General features: G+C 60.0%; 13 protein-coding genes. 9 read left to right on the top strand and 4 right to left on the bottom strand.

Annotated features, from left to right (window positions below):
* Nucleotides 1–212: 212 nt before the first annotated feature.
* Complete coding sequence (gbcB, locus tag AACY30_RS21545) at nt 213–1,313, top strand: glycine-betaine demethylase subunit GbcB (protein ID WP_339541106.1); 1,101 nt, start codon at nt 213–215, stop codon at nt 1,311–1,313.
* Between the two features lie 3 nt (nt 1,314–1,316).
* Here the strand turns inward: gbcB and AACY30_RS21540 are convergent, their stop codons facing one another.
* Both AACY30_RS21540 and AACY30_RS21535 read right to left on the bottom strand, forming a co-directional pair.
* On the bottom strand, nt 1,317–2,132 hold the full coding sequence (locus tag AACY30_RS21540) for a nitrilase-related carbon-nitrogen hydrolase (protein ID WP_339541105.1): 816 nt from the start codon (nt 2,130–2,132) through the stop codon (nt 1,317–1,319).
* Nucleotides 2,129–3,568 carry a purine-cytosine permease family protein gene (locus tag AACY30_RS21535; RefSeq protein ID WP_339541127.1) on the bottom strand — a complete coding sequence of 480 codons (1,440 nt, stop codon included), beginning with the start codon at nt 3,566–3,568 and terminating at the stop codon, nt 2,129–2,131. Before AACY30_RS21535 ends, AACY30_RS21540 begins: the two co-directional genes overlap by 4 nt.
* 284 nt (nt 3,569–3,852) lie before the next feature.
* Here AACY30_RS21535 and AACY30_RS21530 point away from each other — a divergent pair, with 284 nt between their 5' ends.
* Nucleotides 3,853–5,670 carry a flavin monoamine oxidase family protein gene (locus tag AACY30_RS21530; protein ID WP_339541104.1) on the top strand — a complete coding sequence of 606 codons (1,818 nt, stop codon included), beginning with the start codon at nt 3,853–3,855 and terminating at the stop codon, nt 5,668–5,670.
* 58 nt (nt 5,671–5,728) lie between these two features.
* On the opposite strand, the gene AACY30_RS21525 is transcribed toward AACY30_RS21530, so the two are convergent.
* Both AACY30_RS21525 and AACY30_RS21520 read right to left on the bottom strand, forming a co-directional pair.
* A complete protein-coding gene (locus AACY30_RS21525) occupies nt 5,729–5,926 on the bottom strand; it encodes a hypothetical protein (protein WP_339541103.1) in 198 nt (65 codons plus the stop codon).
* 175 nt (nt 5,927–6,101) lie between these two features.
* Entirely contained in the window at nt 6,102–7,142 is a 1,041-nt protein-coding gene (locus AACY30_RS21520) for a threonine aldolase family protein (protein ID WP_339469750.1), read from the bottom strand.
* 90 nt (nt 7,143–7,232) lie between these two features.
* Between AACY30_RS21520 and AACY30_RS21515 the strand changes: the two genes are divergently transcribed.
* The 7 genes from AACY30_RS21515 to purU all read left to right on the top strand — a co-directional run bounded on the left by AACY30_RS21515 (nt 7,233) and on the right by purU (nt 15,711).
* Nucleotides 7,233–7,961, top strand: a complete 729-nt coding sequence (locus AACY30_RS21515; RefSeq protein WP_339541102.1) for a TraX family protein — start codon at nt 7,233–7,235, stop codon at nt 7,959–7,961.
* A gap of 265 nt (nt 7,962–8,226) precedes the next feature.
* Entirely contained in the window at nt 8,227–9,480 is a 1,254-nt protein-coding gene (gene glyA / locus AACY30_RS21510; protein WP_339541101.1) for a serine hydroxymethyltransferase, read from the top strand.
* A 22-nt stretch (nt 9,481–9,502) separates the two neighbouring features.
* Nucleotides 9,503–10,753: a sarcosine oxidase subunit beta gene (locus AACY30_RS21505; protein ID WP_010207084.1), complete on the top strand. Its 1,251-nt coding sequence runs from the start codon at nt 9,503–9,505 to the stop codon at nt 10,751–10,753.
* Nucleotides 10,754–10,768: 15 nt separating this feature from the next.
* Nucleotides 10,769–11,071: a sarcosine oxidase subunit delta gene (locus AACY30_RS21500; protein ID WP_065880153.1), complete on the top strand. Its 303-nt coding sequence runs from the start codon at nt 10,769–10,771 to the stop codon at nt 11,069–11,071.
* Nucleotides 11,068–14,085 carry a sarcosine oxidase subunit alpha gene (locus tag AACY30_RS21495; protein WP_339541100.1) on the top strand — a complete coding sequence of 1,006 codons (3,018 nt, stop codon included), beginning with the start codon at nt 11,068–11,070 and terminating at the stop codon, nt 14,083–14,085. The genes AACY30_RS21500 and AACY30_RS21495 overlap by 4 nt, the downstream gene beginning before the upstream one ends.
* 125 nt (nt 14,086–14,210) lie before the next feature.
* On the top strand, nt 14,211–14,843 hold the full coding sequence (locus tag AACY30_RS21490) for a sarcosine oxidase subunit gamma (protein ID WP_339469754.1): 633 nt from the start codon (nt 14,211–14,213) through the stop codon (nt 14,841–14,843).
* Between the two features lie 10 nt (nt 14,844–14,853).
* Complete coding sequence (purU, locus tag AACY30_RS21485; protein WP_339469755.1) at nt 14,854–15,711, top strand: formyltetrahydrofolate deformylase; 858 nt, start codon at nt 14,854–14,856, stop codon at nt 15,709–15,711.
* The last annotated feature ends 26 nt before the right edge of the window (nt 15,712–15,737 follow it).

Here is a 15,737-nt window from a genome sequence, read left to right as displayed (position 1 = left end):
AAGAAAGCGTCTTTGTTGGAAGCGAGTGTGGGCCCGGCAAAGGCCAGAACCTTGTCCATTAACGACATGGCCCACTCTGATCCCGACGCGCAACACCCATGGTATGGGGGCTGGTCGCGATAAGTATGTGAATGTCGCAGATAGGTAAATGGGTGGTTCTCGCGTTACGCAGAATCGCCACCATAAGGCCGACGTCGGCGGTGGAGAACAACATGTCCAGTAATTTCCTGAATCCGGTAACCACCCAGACCTGGGCCAATGGTCGGCACATCGTCCGTTGCGTCAAAGTCATCCAGGAAACCTGGGACGTGCGCACCTTCTGCTTCATGGCCGACCAGCCGATCCTGTTCTTTTTCAAGCCAGGGCAATTCGTCACCCTGGAGCTGGAAATCGAAGGCCAGCCGATCATGCGCTCCTACACCATTTCCAGCTCACCGTCGGTGCCGTACAGCTTTTCGGTGACGATCAAGCGTGTGCCGGGCGGCAAGGTCTCCAACTGGCTGCACGACACGCTGCATGAAGGGCAGGAGTTGGCCGTGCACGGGCCGGTGGGGCTGTTTAATGCGATCGACTTCAGCAATACCAAAGTGCTTTACCTCAGTGGCGGTGTCGGCATCACGCCGGTCATGTCCATGGCGCGTTGGTATTACGATACCAACGCCAATGTCGACATGACGTTTATCCACAGCGCCCGCTCACCCAAAGACATCATTTATCACCGCGAGCTGGAACACATGGCATCGCGGGTCGACAACTTCAGCCTGCACCTGATCTGCGAGAAACATGGATTGGGTGAGCCTTGGGCGGGTTATCGCGGTTACCTGAACCACAAGATGCTCGAACTAATGGTGCCGGACTTCCTCGAGCGTGAAGTGTTCTGCTGCGGCCCCACGCCGTACATGAACGCGGTTAAGCGTCTGCTGGAGGTCGCCGGTTTTGACATGACGCGTTACCACGAGGAGTCCTTTGGCGCCACGCCACCGGAAGCCCGTGCGGACGCGGTGGAACAAGCCGAACAAGCCGCCGACGCACCGGAAGTCGATCTGGCGGATCTGCACCAAGTGGAGTTCATCGCGTCGGGCAAGAGCATTCGCGTGGCACCGGGCGAAACCGTGCACGCGGCTGCGGCCAAGCTTGGGCTTTTGATCCCGAAAGCCTGTGGCATGGGCATCTGCGGAACGTGCAAGGTGATGAAGCTGGGTGGCGAGGTCGAGATGGACCACAACGGCGGGATCACCGAAGAAGACGAAGCCGAAGGCTACATCCTGTCGTGCTGCAGTGTGCCGAAGGGGGATGTGCGCATCGAGTTCTGATGCTCAATACAGCCTTGGCCGACGGTCCTGATGAACGTGATTGTGGCCGCTGATTGACTTGTGCCTGGCCTGCGCCAGGGGCAGGTCAGCGACCAACTGTTGTTCCTCCGGGCGGGAGGCTGCGCCGGCCAGCGGGTAGCCGTCAGCGTCGACGATCACCGAACCGCCCACCCAGTTGACCCCATGCTCCTCGCCATAGCGGTCGCACGCGGCAATGAACATGCGGTTGACTGCCGCATTGGCCTGGACCCGCACGATCTCTGCCGGCCTTTCACCGGCGGGGCGTGGGCCGTCAGGCCAGTTCACTGGGGCGCAGAGCAAGTCGGCTTGCGCGAGCGCGGGCAGGCGCACCCACTCGGGCAACTCCAGGTCGTAGCAGATCATTACGGCGATCCGCCCGACGGCGGTGTCGACCACCGGAGGTGGTGCATCGCCGGGGGTAAAGATCAGTTTCTCGCGGTCCCACAGGTGCGCCTTGCGATACACCGTCAGGCGCCCCGTGGGTTCGACCAGCGCTGCACTGTTGGCGACGTTTGGCGCGCTCAGGCGCTCGCAGAACCCCGCTACGATGATGATTCCCAGCTCGTGCGCCAGGTTTTTCCACAGGCTCAAGGTCGGGCCGTCGAGCGTCTCCGAGACACGGTAGGCTTCGTCTTGATCGAAGAACGCGTAGCCGCTCTGGATCAGCTCCGGCAGGACGACCACCTGGGCGTAGAGGCTGGCCGCACTGCGAATCGCGCGCTCGGTCAGCGCCCGGTTGTAGTCGGCATCGCCGATATGAGGCGCCAGTTGATGGCAAACGACGCGTAGCGGTTTCACGACCAGTCTCCTTCCAATGCGCGCTCGCTGGCGTGCACAGCGCGCGATTCGGCGGCATGGTCGAGCTGGCGGCTCATCACGCAGTAAACCACTGCCGAGACCGCCAGGCCGATGACGAACGCAATATCGGCGCCGTCCAGCATCAGGCTGATCGGGCCTTGATAAAAACCCAGCGACATAAACGGAATCATCGCCGCCAGGCCGAGGAAATACGCGACCAGCCCGGCACTCGACCAGCGACCATAGATGCCAGCGGGATTGAAAATATCGCTGATGGCGTAGCGCCCTTTTCGTACGACGTAGAAGTCTGCGAGGTTGACGGCCGTCCAGGGCACCAGGAAATACAGCATCAAGAGCACGAAGGTGTTGAAGCTGCTCAGGTAGCTCTCAGGGATGCTCAAGGCAATCACGAAAATGATTGCGGCCACCAGGCTGATCCCGACGATGCGGCTCTTGATCCTGGGTTTGATCGGGACAAAACCGTCAATGGCGCTGATCCCGGTGAGCATCGCGCCATAACAGTTGACGGCCATGATGCCGACCAGCGCCGGTACGGCAATCAGTACGGTAAAGGTGCCAAACCCAGGCAACAGTTGGTTGCCCACGGCCTGCACACTGCCAATGGCGTCGGGTGAGGGCAGCGCCGAGGCCAGGAATGCCCCCAACGACATCAACCACAGCGCCGAGCCGGCAGCCCCCAGGTAGGTCCAGAGGATGACACTGCGCGACGGCGTGTTGTGGGGCAGGTAGCGCGAATAATCCGAGACATACACGGCGTAGCTGATCTGATAGCCCGCAGCGGCTGACAATTGGATCAGGAAGGCCGACCAGGAAAAATGTGCGTCGGCCACGGCTGAATCGGCCTGCAGGTGCAGCAAGGCCGTGACGCTCAGGACGGCGAAGACACTGATCATCACGTAGGTCAGCCAGCGTTGCACGGTGTGCAGGAGGTCGTGGCCGATGACGGCGATCACCACCGCAAGGATGATCATCAATGCATACCAGGGTGCACGGTGGCCGGGCAGCACAGTATTGATGGCGTCGGTGGCCAGGATGACGTTGAACACGTTGAAGCCGATGTACACGAAGACCACTGCGATAAACGGCACGACGGCGCCACGCAGGCCGAACTGGGCGCGCGACTGGATCATCTGCGGTAAGCCCATGCGCGGTCCCTGGTTGGCGTGGAACGCCATGGCGAACGTGCCCAGGCACACGCCGATCACGATCGCCAGGATCGCGTACGCCAGGCTCAGCCCCAAGGCTGCGCCGGTAAACCCGGTGACCATGGTGGTGAGCACGAAGTTGCCGGTGAACCAGAACGGCGCCTGATGCCACACCTTGCCGTGGCGTTCATTGCGCGGCACGTAGTCGATGGAGCGGGTTTCGATTTTCAGCGTGCTGGAGGGGGGAGCAGCTGATCGGTCGGAGGGCATGTTCATAGGTATCACGGTCTGTTTTTTATTGAGTGAGTTGCACAGAGTCTTGTAAGCAAAAAAACAATTGAATCGGCATTTTCAAATAATCACTTTATGAAACTCTGAACTGAGTGCGCAAAACCCTCTGGAATAAGGTTTGCCTTACTGATTCACTTTTTTATTTCCAACGGATATAGAGACATTTCCTACGAGTCACTACGCTGAAGAACACATTCGTCGTAGTCACCTTTCGCAGTGAAGCAGTAGGTGGGCGTCCTGTTTGCACACCAAGGATGATTGCCATGTCTGCTATTCCCTCTCGAAGTAAAGGCGCTGCGCGCTTGCTTGCCAACGATGTCACTGCACTGATTCCTGACTTTCCTTTTCATTACCGTCGGTTCCTTGATACCGCCGTGAGTAACGGCACTCCGTTGGCGCAGGTTTCCAGCCTGGCGTATGGCAGCAAGGTGTTGATCGTCGGCGCAGGCGTTGCGGGAATGGTGGCGGCCTATGAAGCCATGCGCATGGGTTTACACCCTGTGGTGGTAGAGGCCAGTGATCGTATTGGTGGGCGGCTGTATTCCTACGTGGCGGGTGATCCGCAAGATCCCGCTAACAGTGTGATCTGTGAAATGGGGGCGATGCGTTTTCCTGTGTCAGGCAAGGCGTTGATGCACTATTTCGAGAAGGTCGGAATGACGGCCAACTCGGCGGATTTTCCCAACCCTGGTTCGGCGGCAACCTCCAGTACGGTAGTCGACTACCAGCAAAAACAGACCTATTACGAAGGCAATAACCTGCCGCCGGAATACGCCGAGATTGAGCGGTTGTTGTTTGAGGTGTTCCTTGAGCAGGACCCGATCAAGTTCACCGAGATGGAAGCGGCAATGTCCGAGGGCAGCATTGATCAGGCCAAGATCAAGACCTTGTGGAACGCAATCCTGGATGCGGGTTGGGACAACCTCAGTTTTTTTGCCGCGATGGTCGAGCAGGCGGGGTGGAGTCGCGAAGACATTGATCTGTTCGGCCAGATCGGCTTCGGCACCGGCGGTTGGAACACCGACTATCCCAACTGTTTCTTGGAGGTGCTGCGGGTACTGTATACCGGGCTGGATACCAACCATAAGTTGATGTTCGACGGTTCCAGCGAGCTGCCAACACGGTTATGGAGCCGCGCCCCGGATACCTTTGGTGACGCCATGGCGCATTGGCCTGCGGGCACCACCGTCCAAGGCCTGACGACCCAAGTCATTGCCCAGCCTTTAAAGCAGGAGGTGCGGCAGATTATACGTCGCACGGATGGCGAGTTCGACGTATGGGTGTATGACCATAATCTGGGAGACGATCGTCAATACACTTTTCCTGCCGTGGTCTACACCCCTCACAAGCGGATCCTCGACAAATTTCGCTACTTGGATGGGGCCGCCCGCTTCAATCAAATGAATGACCTGTTATCCCCAAAGGAATGGGAAGCGGTGATGTACACGCACTACATGCAATCCGCCAAAATCTTCGCGCAAACCCAACGGCCTTTCTGGACCGATGTGGAAGCAGATTTTCAATTCAAGATGAGCGTGACCCTGTCGGATCGCATCACCCGTGGTACCTACCTGCTGGACTACAGTCAAGGCCTCGGACCTTACAGGGGGAGCGGTATGTTTTTGTCTTATACCTGGAATGACGACAGCCTCAAATTCCTGGGGGATCGCAGTGCGCCGCAGCCGTCCCACGTGCAGGTGTGCACAAGCTTGCTGGACAGCGTGTACGCCCCTCATCAGTTGAACCTGGCGGCTGAGTTCGGCATGACCAACCCCTTTGTCGAAATCAACTGGGAGGAGCAGCCGTTTTTCCTGTGCGCGTTCAAAATGAATCTGCCGGGCCAGTACGAGTACCAGCGCTTGCTGTTTTCTCAGTTCATGAACGGTGTGCAGGGTCCGAAACCCGATGGGTTCATTTTGGCAGGTGACGACGTTTCGTTCACGGGAGGCTGGGCAGAAGGAGCGGTGACGACGGCCTTGAATGCCGTCAATAAGCTGGCGTTGAAATTCAACGGTGGGACCTTTCTCACAAACCGCGGCCCCATTGATGATTGGCAAGCGCTTCAGCCGAAGGCCTTGTGAGCGAAATCACATCAGTCCCGCGTCGCAGGTCATGAGTCTGCGGCGCGGGCCTTAGTGGTTAGCGGACGAAAAGGTTGATGAGGTATCCGCCGGATGCTGTCATTTCGAACTCTTTTCCAGTCACGGTAAAGGTTTTGGACGGCTCGATGATGGTGTCGCCGACGTTGGCCAGCTTCCTGAGGTCGTCCAGGCTGACGAGTGTGGCGTCGACGTCGGAGCGCAGCTGAGAGTCAGTGGTGTAGCATTGAATTTCCATGATGTTGCCCTCTATAGGATTTCCATTTCCAGCCGAGTGTTCGGCAGGCAGTCAGCCCCGGAAAACGCGTCCGTCTGTTCGGGGTGACAAGATCCTACTCAAGGCAGGGGGTAGATAGATACTGTCAGAAATACGTACAAACAGTCTCTGAAACGCTGCTGAAAGCCGTGTGGTTTCAGGCCTCCATCACTTTCCGAATATCCGCCGCCAATTCTCTTACACGTTCTTCCTCGGTATCCCACGCACACATGAAGCGTGCGCCGCCTTTGCCGATAAAGGTGTAGAAGCGCCAGCCCTTTGCGGTCAATGCGGCAATCGCCGGTTCCGAGAGTTGCAGGAACACGCCATTGGCCTGCACCGGGAACATCAACTCAACGCCAGGAATATCCGCTACCAGGCTGCTCAGCAGTTGTGCGCAGTGGTTGGCGTGACGGGCGTGTTTGAGCCAGGCGTCGTTTTCCAGCAGGCCTACCCAGGGGGCGGAGAGGAAGCGCATTTTCGAGGCCAACTGGCCCGCTTGTTTGCAGCGATAGTCGAAGTCTTCCGCCAGTTTGTGGTTGAAGAACAGGATCGCTTCGCCCACCGCCATGCCGTTTTTGGTACCGCCAAAGCACAGCACATCCACGCCAGCCTTCCAGGTCAGGTCCGCTGGCGAGCAGCCGAGGAAGGCGCAGGCGTTGGAGAAGCGCGCGCCGTCCATGTGCAGGTTCAGGCCCAGTTCCTTGCAGGTCACACTGATAGCGCGAATTTCTTCCGGGGTGTACACGCTGCCCACTTCGGTAGCCTGGGTCAGGGTGACCACGCGCGGCTTGGGGTAGTGGATGTCCTGGCGCTTGAGGGCGATCTCGCGGATCGACTCCGGGGTCAGCTTGCCGTTTTCGGTGCGTGCGGTGAGCAGCTTGGAGCCGTTGGAGAAAAACTCCGGCGCGCCGCATTCGTCGGTCTCGACGTGGGCGGTTTCCGAGCAAATCACGCTATGGTAGCTCTGGCACAGCGAGGACAGCGCCAGGGAGTTGGCCGCTGTACCGTTGAAGGCGAAGAACACTTCGCAGTCGGTTTCGAACAAGTTGCGGAAATCGTCGGCGGCGCGGTGGGTCCATTCATCATCGCCGTAGGCGCGCTGATGGCCTTGGTTGGCTTGTTCCATGGCGGCCCAGGCTTCCGGGCAGATGCCGGAATAGTTGTCACTGGCGAATTGTTGGCTCTTGTCGGTCATGGCCCATTCCTGTGGTCGATGTTGGTGCGCACTGTAACCAAGATTGTCGCGGGTGCGCACGTACTGTAAATGCAAAGTCACTGGGGAATTATGCACGGTACTGAAACGATTTCTGTCGGACCCGTCCGTGATGGCGCTTTGGATTTGCTCAAGTGGCTGGCGCTGTTGAGCATGGTGCTGGACCACCTGCGTTATGTCGGTTTAAGCCTGGATGGCCTGTATGTGCCGGGACGCCTGGCATTCCCGTGGTTTTGCCTGGCGATTGCGGCGAACCTGCATCGGGCGAGAAACGCACCGGTCATAAGCCAGTGGCGGTATTTGGGATGGTTGTTGCTGTTCAGTGTGATCAGTGAGGTGCCGTATCGGATGTTCATCGACGATGCCGATACGTTGAATGTGTTGCCGACGTTGGCGCTGGGGTTGCTGATTGCCCGAGGATGGCAGCAAAAGGCGCTTTTTGATCGAGGATTGGCGTTGATTGCTATCGTAATCGGCGCTGTATTTTCCACGCACCTGATGTTCGGTTTTTTCGGTGTGTTGCTGCCGCTGGCGATGCTGTTGGTGTTCCGACGGCCCTGGTATTTAAGCGTGTTGCCGGGGTTGGTGTGTGTGGCCGCCAATCAATGGCAGATTTTGCTTAATAGCGGCACGCCTGTCGCGTTGATGGGGTTGGCCGCCTGCCTGATCGCGCCATTGGCGGGATTAGTCCTGTTGCGACATGCCAAAGATGTCGCGCCCCCGGCCATGCGCCGTTGGGCTTACGCCCTCTACCCCCTGCATTTCCTTCTGCTGCTGATCGTTCGCAAGATCATCGCGTAACCCTTGTGGGAGCTGGCTTGTCGAATCGTCGAACCGCTGCGATGGCATCACCTCGGTTCTGCTTATAGACCGAGGTGTCTGCATCGCAGGCAAGCCAGCTCCCACACAAGCCCATTCCCACATTTGTTTCGGTGTTGTTCACGCCATGTCGTAAACGCACCTTTGCGTGGCGTCCGTAGGCATTTGATCCAGAGGCGTCAGCCCTACCATCGCATCAAAGGGCTCTGCACGGGCCTCAACAATACGAAAGGCTGGGAGAGACGCGATGTTCAGCAAACAAGACCAGATCCAGGGATATGACGACGCACTGCTGGCGGCGATGAATGCCGAGGAGCAGCGTCAGGAAGATCATATCGAGCTGATCGCGTCGGAGAACTACACCAGCAAACGCGTGATGGAAGCCCAGGGCAGTGGCCTCACCAACAAATACGCCGAAGGCTACCCGGGTAAGCGCTATTACGGCGGTTGCGAGCATGTGGATAAAGTCGAAACCCTGGCCATCGAGCGCGCCAAGCAGCTGTTCGGTGCCGATTACGCCAACGTGCAGCCGCACTCCGGTTCCTCCGCCAACAGCGCGGTGTACCTGGCCCTGCTGAACGCCGGCGACACCATCCTCGGCATGAGCCTGGCCCACGGCGGCCACCTGACCCACGGCGCCAAAGTGTCGTCCTCGGGCAAGCTGTACAACGCGGTGCAATACGGCATCAACACCGACACCGGCTTGATCGACTACGACGAAGTCGAACGCCTGGCCGTGGAACACCAGCCGAAGATGGTGGTGGCCGGTTTCTCCGCCTACTCCAAGACCTTGGATTTCCTACGCTTTCGCGCGATTGCCGACAAGGTCGGCGCGCTGCTGTTCGTCGACATGGCCCACGTCGCTGGCCTGGTTGCCGCAGGCCTGTACCCGAACCCGCTGCCGTACGCCGATGTGGTTACCACCACCACCCACAAGACCCTGCGTGGTCCGCGTGGCGGCCTGATCCTGGCCAAGGCCAACGAAGCCATTGAAAAGAAACTCAACGCCGCGGTATTCCCCGGCGCCCAGGGCGGCCCGCTGATGCATGTCATCGCCGGCAAGGCCGTGTGCTTCAAGGAAGCCCAGGAGCCTGGCTTCAAGGTCTACCAGCAACAGGTGATCGACAACGCCCAGGCCATGGCCGAGGTGTTCATCAAGCGCGGCTACGACGTAGTGTCCGGCGGCACCGATAACCACCTGTTCCTGGTCAGCCTGATCCGTCAGGGCCTCACCGGTAAAGAGGCGGACGCTGCTCTCGGTCGCGCCCACATCACCGTCAACAAGAACGCCGTGCCGAATGACCCGCAGTCGCCGTTCGTGACCTCGGGCCTGCGCATCGGCACCCCGGCGGTGACTACGCGCGGTTTCAAAGTGCCGCAGTGCATCGAACTGGCGGGCTGGATCTGCGACATCCTCGACAACCTCGGCGACGCCGATGTCGAGGCCAACGTGGCCAAGCACGTGTCTGCCCTGTGCGCTGATTTCCCGGTTTATCGCTGAGCGCGGTTTTGGAGTAATGACTATGCAACGCTACTCAGGCTTCGGCCTCTTCAAGCACTCACTCAGCCACCACGAAAACTGGCAGAAGATGTGGCGCACGCCGACCCCTAAAAAGGTCTACGACGTGGTCATCGTCGGCGGCGGCGGGCATGGTCTGGCGACCGCTTACTACCTGGCCAAGGAGCACGGCATCACCAACGTGGCCGTGGTCGAGAAAGGCTGGCTGGGCGGCGGTAACACCGCACGCAACACCACCATCGTGCGTTCCAACTACCTGTGGGACGAGTCGGCGCATTTGTATGAACACGCGATGAAGCTGTGGGAAGGCCTGTCCCAGGACCTGAACTACAACGTGATGTTCTCGCAGCGCGGCGTGTACAACCTGTGCCACACCCTGCAAGACATCCGTGATTCCGAGCGCCGCGTCAGCGCCAACCGCCTCAACGGCGTGGACGGCGAACTGCTCAACGCCAAACAGGTAGCGGACGAGATCCCGTACCTCGACTGCTCGAAAAACACCCGCTACCCGGTTCTCGGCGCTACCGTGCAACGTCGCGGCGGCGTGGCCCGCCATGATGCTGTGGCCTGGGGCTTCGCCCGCGCGGCTGACGCACTCGGTGTGGACTTGATCCAGCAGACCGAAGTGATCGGCTTCCGCAAGGAAAACGGCGTGTGCATCGGCGTGGAAACCAACAAGGGCTTCATCGGTGCCAAGCGCGTCGGTGTGGTCACGGCCGGTAACTCCGGGCACATGGCCTCGCTGGCCGGTTTCCGCCTGCCGATCGAATCCCACCCGCTGCAAGCGTTGGTGTCGGAGCCGATCAAGCCGATTATCGACAGCGTGATCATGTCCAACGCCGTGCACGGTTACATCAGCCAGTCCGACAAGGGCGATCTGGTGATCGGCGCCGGGATCGACGGCTACAACGGCTACGGCCAGCGCGGTTCGTACCCGGTGATCGAGCACACCATCCAGGCCATCGTCGAGATGTTCCCGGTGCTGTCCCGCGTGCGCATGAACCGCCAGTGGGGCGGCATCGTCGACACCACGCCGGATGCGTGCCCGATCATCTCCAAGACGCCGGTTCCGAACATGTTCTTCAACTGCGGTTGGGGCACCGGTGGTTTTAAAGCGACTCCGGGCTCAGGCAACGTGTTTGCCGCCAGCCTCGCCAAGGGTGAAATGCACCCATTGGCCGCACCTTTTTCCATCGACCGTTTCCACAACGGTGCGTTGATCGATGAGCATGGCGCTGCAGCCGTCGCCCACTAACAGGAGAAATTCCCTATGTTGCATATCTTCTGTCCTCACTGTGGCGAACTGCGCTCCGAAGAGGAATTCCACGCGTCAGGCCAAGCGCACATCCCGCGCCCGCTGGACCCGAACGCCTGCACCGATGAAGAGTGGGGCGACTACATGTTCTTCCGTGACAACCCGCGCGGCCTGCACCACGAGCTGTGGATTCACGCCGCCGGTTGCCGCCAGTATTTCAACGCCACGCGCGACACCGTGACCTACGAAATTCTTGAAACCTACAAGATCGGCACCAAGCCGCAATTCACCGCCAAGGCTGCTGGAGAGAAGGTATGAGCCAGACCAATCGCCTGTCCAACGGTGGCCGGATCGACCGTAATAAAGTCCTCACGTTTACCTTCAACGGCCAGAGCTACAAAGGCTTTGAAGGCGACACACTGGCCGCCGCCTTGCTCGCCAACGGCGTCGACATCATTGGCCGCAGCTTCAAGTATTCGCGCCCACGCGGCATCTTTGCTGCGGGCGCCGAAGAGCCGAACGCGGTGCTGCAGATCGGCGCCACCGAAGCCACTCAGATTCCCAACGTGCGCGCCACGCAACAAGCGCTGTACCAAGGTTTGGTCGCCACCAGCACCAACGGCTGGCCAAACGTGAACACCGACGTGATGGGCATTCTCGGCAAGGTCGGCGGCAAGCTGATGCCACCGGGTTTCTACTACAAAACCTTCATGTATCCGCAATCGTTCTGGATGACATACGAGAAGTACATCCGTAAGGCGGCTGGCCTTGGCCGCTCGCCGACCGAGAACGACCCGGACACCTACGACAACTTCAACCGTCACTGCGACGTGCTGGTGGTCGGCGCAGGCCCTGCGGGTTTGGCCGCTGCGCTGGCTGCTGCGCGCAGCGGTGCACGTGTGATCATCGCCGATGAGCAGGAAGAGTTCGGTGGTTCGCTGCTCGACTCGCGCGAAAGCCTCGATGGCAAACCCGCTACCGATTGGGTTGCCAGCGTGATCGCTGAACTCAAAGCCCTGCCGGACGTGGTGCTGCTGCCCCGCGCTACCGTCAACGGTTATCACGACCATAACTTCCTGACCATCCACGAGCGTCTCACAGACCACCTCGGTGACCGTGCGCCGATCGGCGTGGTGCGTCAGCGTATTCACCGTGTGCGTGCCAAGCGTGTCGTCCTCGCGACCGGTGCGTGCGAGCGTCCATTGGTGTACGGCAACAACGACGTGCCGGGCAATATGCTGGCCAGCGCAGTTTCCACCTACGTGCGCCGCTACGGCGTGGCGCCGGGCAAGAAACTGGTGCTGTCGACCAACAACGACCACGCCTATCGCGTTGCGCTGGACTGGCTCGACGCCGGCCTGCATGTGGTGGCAGTGGCCGATGTGCGCCACAACCCACGCGGCGCGCTGGTTGAAGAAGCCCGTGCCAAAGGCATTCGCATCCTCACCGGCAGCGCCGTGATCGAAGCCCGTGGCAGCAAGCATGTGACCGCTGCCCGCGTGGCCGCGATTGATCTGAAAGCACACAAAGTCACCAGCCCAGGCGAATGGCTGGACTGCGACCTGGTGGCCAGCTCCGGCGGCTACAGCCCGGTGGTCCACCTGGCCTCGCACCTGGGCGGCAAGCCGACCTGGCGTGAAGATATCCTCGGTTTTGTACCGGGCGAAGCACCGCAGAAACGCGTGTGCGTCGGTGGTATCAACGGTGTCTACGGCCTTGGCGATTCCCTGGCGGATGGTTTTGAAGGCGGCGTGCGCGCGGCCAGCGAAGCCGGTTTTGCGCCGGTGGAAGGCGCACTGCCAAAAGCGCTGAACCGCCTGGAAGAACCGACGCTGGCTGTTTACCAAGTGCCGCACGACAAACCCACCGCACGGGCGCCAAAGCAATTTGTCGACCTGCAAAACGACGTGACTGCCGCCGCCATCGAACTGGCGACCCGCGAAGGTTTCGAGTCGGTTGAGCACGTCAAACGCTACACCGCGCTGGGCTTCGGCACCGACCAGGGCAAGCTGGGTAACGTCAACGGCCTGGCGATTGCCGCGCGTTCGCTTAACGTGACTATCCCGCAGATGGGCACCACCATGTTCCGTCCGAACTACACGCCGGTGACGTTCGGCGCGGTGGCGGGCCGTCACTGTGGGCACATCTTCGAGCCGGTGCGCTACACCGCGCTGCAAGCCTGGCACGTGAAAAACGGCGCCGAGTTCGAAGACGTCGGCCAGTGGAAACGCCCCTGGTATTTCCCACGCAATGGTGAAGACCTGCACGCCGCGGTAAAACGTGAATGCCTGGCCGTGCGCGACAGCGTTGGTCTGCTCGATGCGTCGACCCTCGGCAAGATCGATATCCAGGGCCCGGATGCCCGAGAGTTCCTCAACCGCATCTACTCCAACGCCTGGACCAAGCTCGATGTGGGCAAGGCGCGCTATGGCCTGATGTGCAAGGAAGACGGCATGGTCTTCGACGACGGCGTAACTGCTTGCCTCGCCGACAACCACTTCCTGATGACCACCACCACTGGCGGCGCCGCCCGTGTGCTGCAGTGGCTGGAAATCTACCAACAGACCGAGTGGCCAGACCTCAAGGTGTACTTCACTTCGGTCACCGACCACTGGGCGACCATGACCCTGTCCGGGCCCAACAGCCGCAAGCTGCTGGCCGAAGTGACCGACATCGACCTGGACAAGGACGGCTTCCCGTTCATGACCTGGAAGGAAGGCCTGGTCGGTGGCGTACCGGCTCGCGTGTTCCGGATTTCGTTTACCGGTGAGCTGTCGTACGAAGTCAACGTGCAGGCCGACTACGCCATGGGCGTGCTGGAAAAAATCGTCGAGGCCGGCAAGCAGTACAACCTGACCCCGTATGGCACCGAAACCATGCACGTACTGCGGGCGGAGAAGGGCTTCATCATCGTCGGGCAAGACACCGACGGCTCGATGACCCCGGACGACCTGAACATGGGCTGGTGCGTAGGTCGCACCAAACCGTTCTCGTGGATCGGCTGGCGCGGCATGAAACGTGAAGACTGCGTGCGTGAAGAGCGTAAGCAGCTGGTTGGGCTCAAACCGATCGATCCAACCGTGTGGCTGCCGGAAGGCGCGCAGTTGGTGTTCGATCCGAAGCAGTCGATTCCGATGAAGATGGTGGGTCACGTCACATCAAGTTATGCGCACAACTCCCTGGGTTATTCGTTTGCCATGGGCGTGGTGAAGGGCGGCTTGAAGCGCATCGGCGAGCGGGTGTTCTCACCGCAGGCGGATGGCAGTGTGATCGAGGCAGAGATTGTGTCTTCGGTGTTCTTTGACCCGAAAGGCGAACGCCAGAACATCTGATAGACCGAGTCGCGGCCTTCGCGAGCAAGCCCGCTCCCACAGGGGGAGCGCATTCCAAAATGTGCGAGCGGGCTTGCTCGCGAAGACGCCAGTAGCCGCACAACAGAATTCAGGAAAGGTGCTTTATGACAGCAGCCAATGTATACCAACAACGCCCAACCACCGGGGCCAAGGCCGAGTCGTCGCTGCACCATGCCGACCTCGCCAGCCTGGTCGGCAAGGGGCGCAAGAACGCCGGTGTGACCGTGCGTGAGAAGAAACTCCTGGGCCACCTGACTCTGCGCGGCGACGGCCATGACCCTGCCTTTGCCGCCGGCGTGCACAAGGCCCTCGGTATTGAGCTGCCAGCTGCTTTGACGGTGATCGTCAAAGGTGAAACCAGCCTGCAATGGCTCGGTCCGGATGAGTGGCTTTTGATCGTGCCAAGCGGTGAAGAATTCGCCGCCGAGCAAAACCTGCGTGCCGCCCTAGGCGACCTGCATATTCAGATCGTCAACGTCAGCGGCGGCCAGCAGATCCTCGAACTCAGCGGCCCGAATGTGCGTGACGTGCTGATGAAGTCCACCAGCTATGACGTGCACCCCAACAACTTCCCGGTGGGCAAGGCGGTGGGCACGGTGTTCGCCAAGTCGCAACTGGTGATCCGTCACACCGCTGAAGACACCTGGGAGCTACTGATTCGTCGCAGCTTCTCGGATTACTGGTGGTTGTGGTTGCAGGATGCCTCGGCTGAATTCGGTTTGAGCGTCCAAGCCTGAGGAGTGACCCATGAGCCGCGCACCTGATACATGGATTTTGACCGCCGACTGCCCCAGCGTGCTCGGCACGGTGGACGCGGTCACCCGCTACCTGTTCGAGCAGGGCTGCTACGTTACCGAGCACCACTCGTTCGATGATCGGCTTTCCGGGCGATTTTTTATTCGCGTCGAATTTCGCCAGCCCGACGGTTTCGACGAGCAAGCTTTCCGCGATGGCCTGGCCTCTCGCGGTGAAGCCTTTGGCATGATCTTCGAGCTGACGGCGCCGAACTACCGACCAAAAGTGGTGATCATGGTCTCAAAGGCCGATCACTGCCTGAACGATCTGCTGTACCGCCAGCGCATCGGCCAACTGTCGATGGACGTGGTTGCGGTGGTGTCCAACCACCCGGATCTCAAACCTTTGTCCGACTGGCACCAGATTCCCTACTACCATTTCCCCCTCGACCCCAACGACAAACCGTCCCAGGAGCGCCAGGTGTGGCAGGTGGTGGAAGACACCGGCGCCGAATTGGTGATTCTTGCGCGCTACATGCAAGTGCTGTCGCCGGAGCTGTGCCGCAAGCTGGATGGCAAGGCCATCAATATCCATCACTCGTTGTTGCCGGGATTCAAGGGCGCCAAGCCGTATCACCAGGCGTACAACAAGGGCGTGAAATTGGTTGGCGCCACGGCGCATTACATCAACAACGACCTGGATGAAGGCCCGATCATTGCCCAGGGCGTGGAGGTGGTGGACCACAGCCACTACCCCGAGGACTTGATTGCCAAGGGGCGCGATATTGAAGGGCTGACACTGGCCCGGGCGGTGGGGTATCACATTGAGCGGCGGGTGTTTCTCAACGCCAATAGAACTGTGGTGCTCTGACTGACGCCTTCGCGAGCAAGCCCGCG

It is taken from the genome of Pseudomonas sp. RA_5y_Pfl1_P24, from assembly GCF_963970945.1.
GTDB classification, from domain to species: Bacteria; Pseudomonadota; Gammaproteobacteria; order Pseudomonadales; family Pseudomonadaceae; genus Aquipseudomonas; species Aquipseudomonas tritici.
This window is presented reverse-complemented; position numbering and strand designations above follow the sequence as displayed.

Bases quoted from the DNA above. Each gene is read 5' to 3' on its own strand.
- AACY30_RS21525 (WP_339541103.1), bottom strand. From the start codon at position 5,926: ATGGAAATTCAATGCTACACCACTGACTCTCAGCTGCGCTCCGACGTC.
- AACY30_RS21495 (WP_339541100.1), top strand. From the start codon at position 11,068: ATGAGCCAGACCAATCGCCTGTCCAACGGTGGCCGGATCGACCGTAAT.
- AACY30_RS21535 (WP_339541127.1), bottom strand. From the start codon at position 3,568: ATGCCCTCCGACCGATCAGCTGCTCCCCCCTCCAGCACGCTGAAAATC.
- AACY30_RS21490 (WP_339469754.1), top strand. From the start codon at position 14,211: ATGACAGCAGCCAATGTATACCAACAACGCCCAACCACCGGGGCCAAG.
- AACY30_RS21520 (WP_339469750.1), bottom strand. From the start codon at position 7,142: ATGACCGACAAGAGCCAACAATTCGCCAGTGACAACTATTCCGGCATC.
- AACY30_RS21530 (WP_339541104.1), top strand. From the start codon at position 3,853: ATGTCTGCTATTCCCTCTCGAAGTAAAGGCGCTGCGCGCTTGCTTGCC.
- glyA (WP_339541101.1), top strand. From the start codon at position 8,227: ATGTTCAGCAAACAAGACCAGATCCAGGGATATGACGACGCACTGCTG.
- purU (WP_339469755.1), top strand. From the start codon at position 14,854: ATGAGCCGCGCACCTGATACATGGATTTTGACCGCCGACTGCCCCAGC.
- AACY30_RS21515 (WP_339541102.1), top strand. From the start codon at position 7,233: ATGCACGGTACTGAAACGATTTCTGTCGGACCCGTCCGTGATGGCGCT.
- gbcB (WP_339541106.1), top strand. From the start codon at position 213: ATGTCCAGTAATTTCCTGAATCCGGTAACCACCCAGACCTGGGCCAAT.
- AACY30_RS21505 (WP_010207084.1), top strand. From the start codon at position 9,503: ATGCAACGCTACTCAGGCTTCGGCCTCTTCAAGCACTCACTCAGCCAC.
- AACY30_RS21500 (WP_065880153.1), top strand. From the start codon at position 10,769: ATGTTGCATATCTTCTGTCCTCACTGTGGCGAACTGCGCTCCGAAGAG.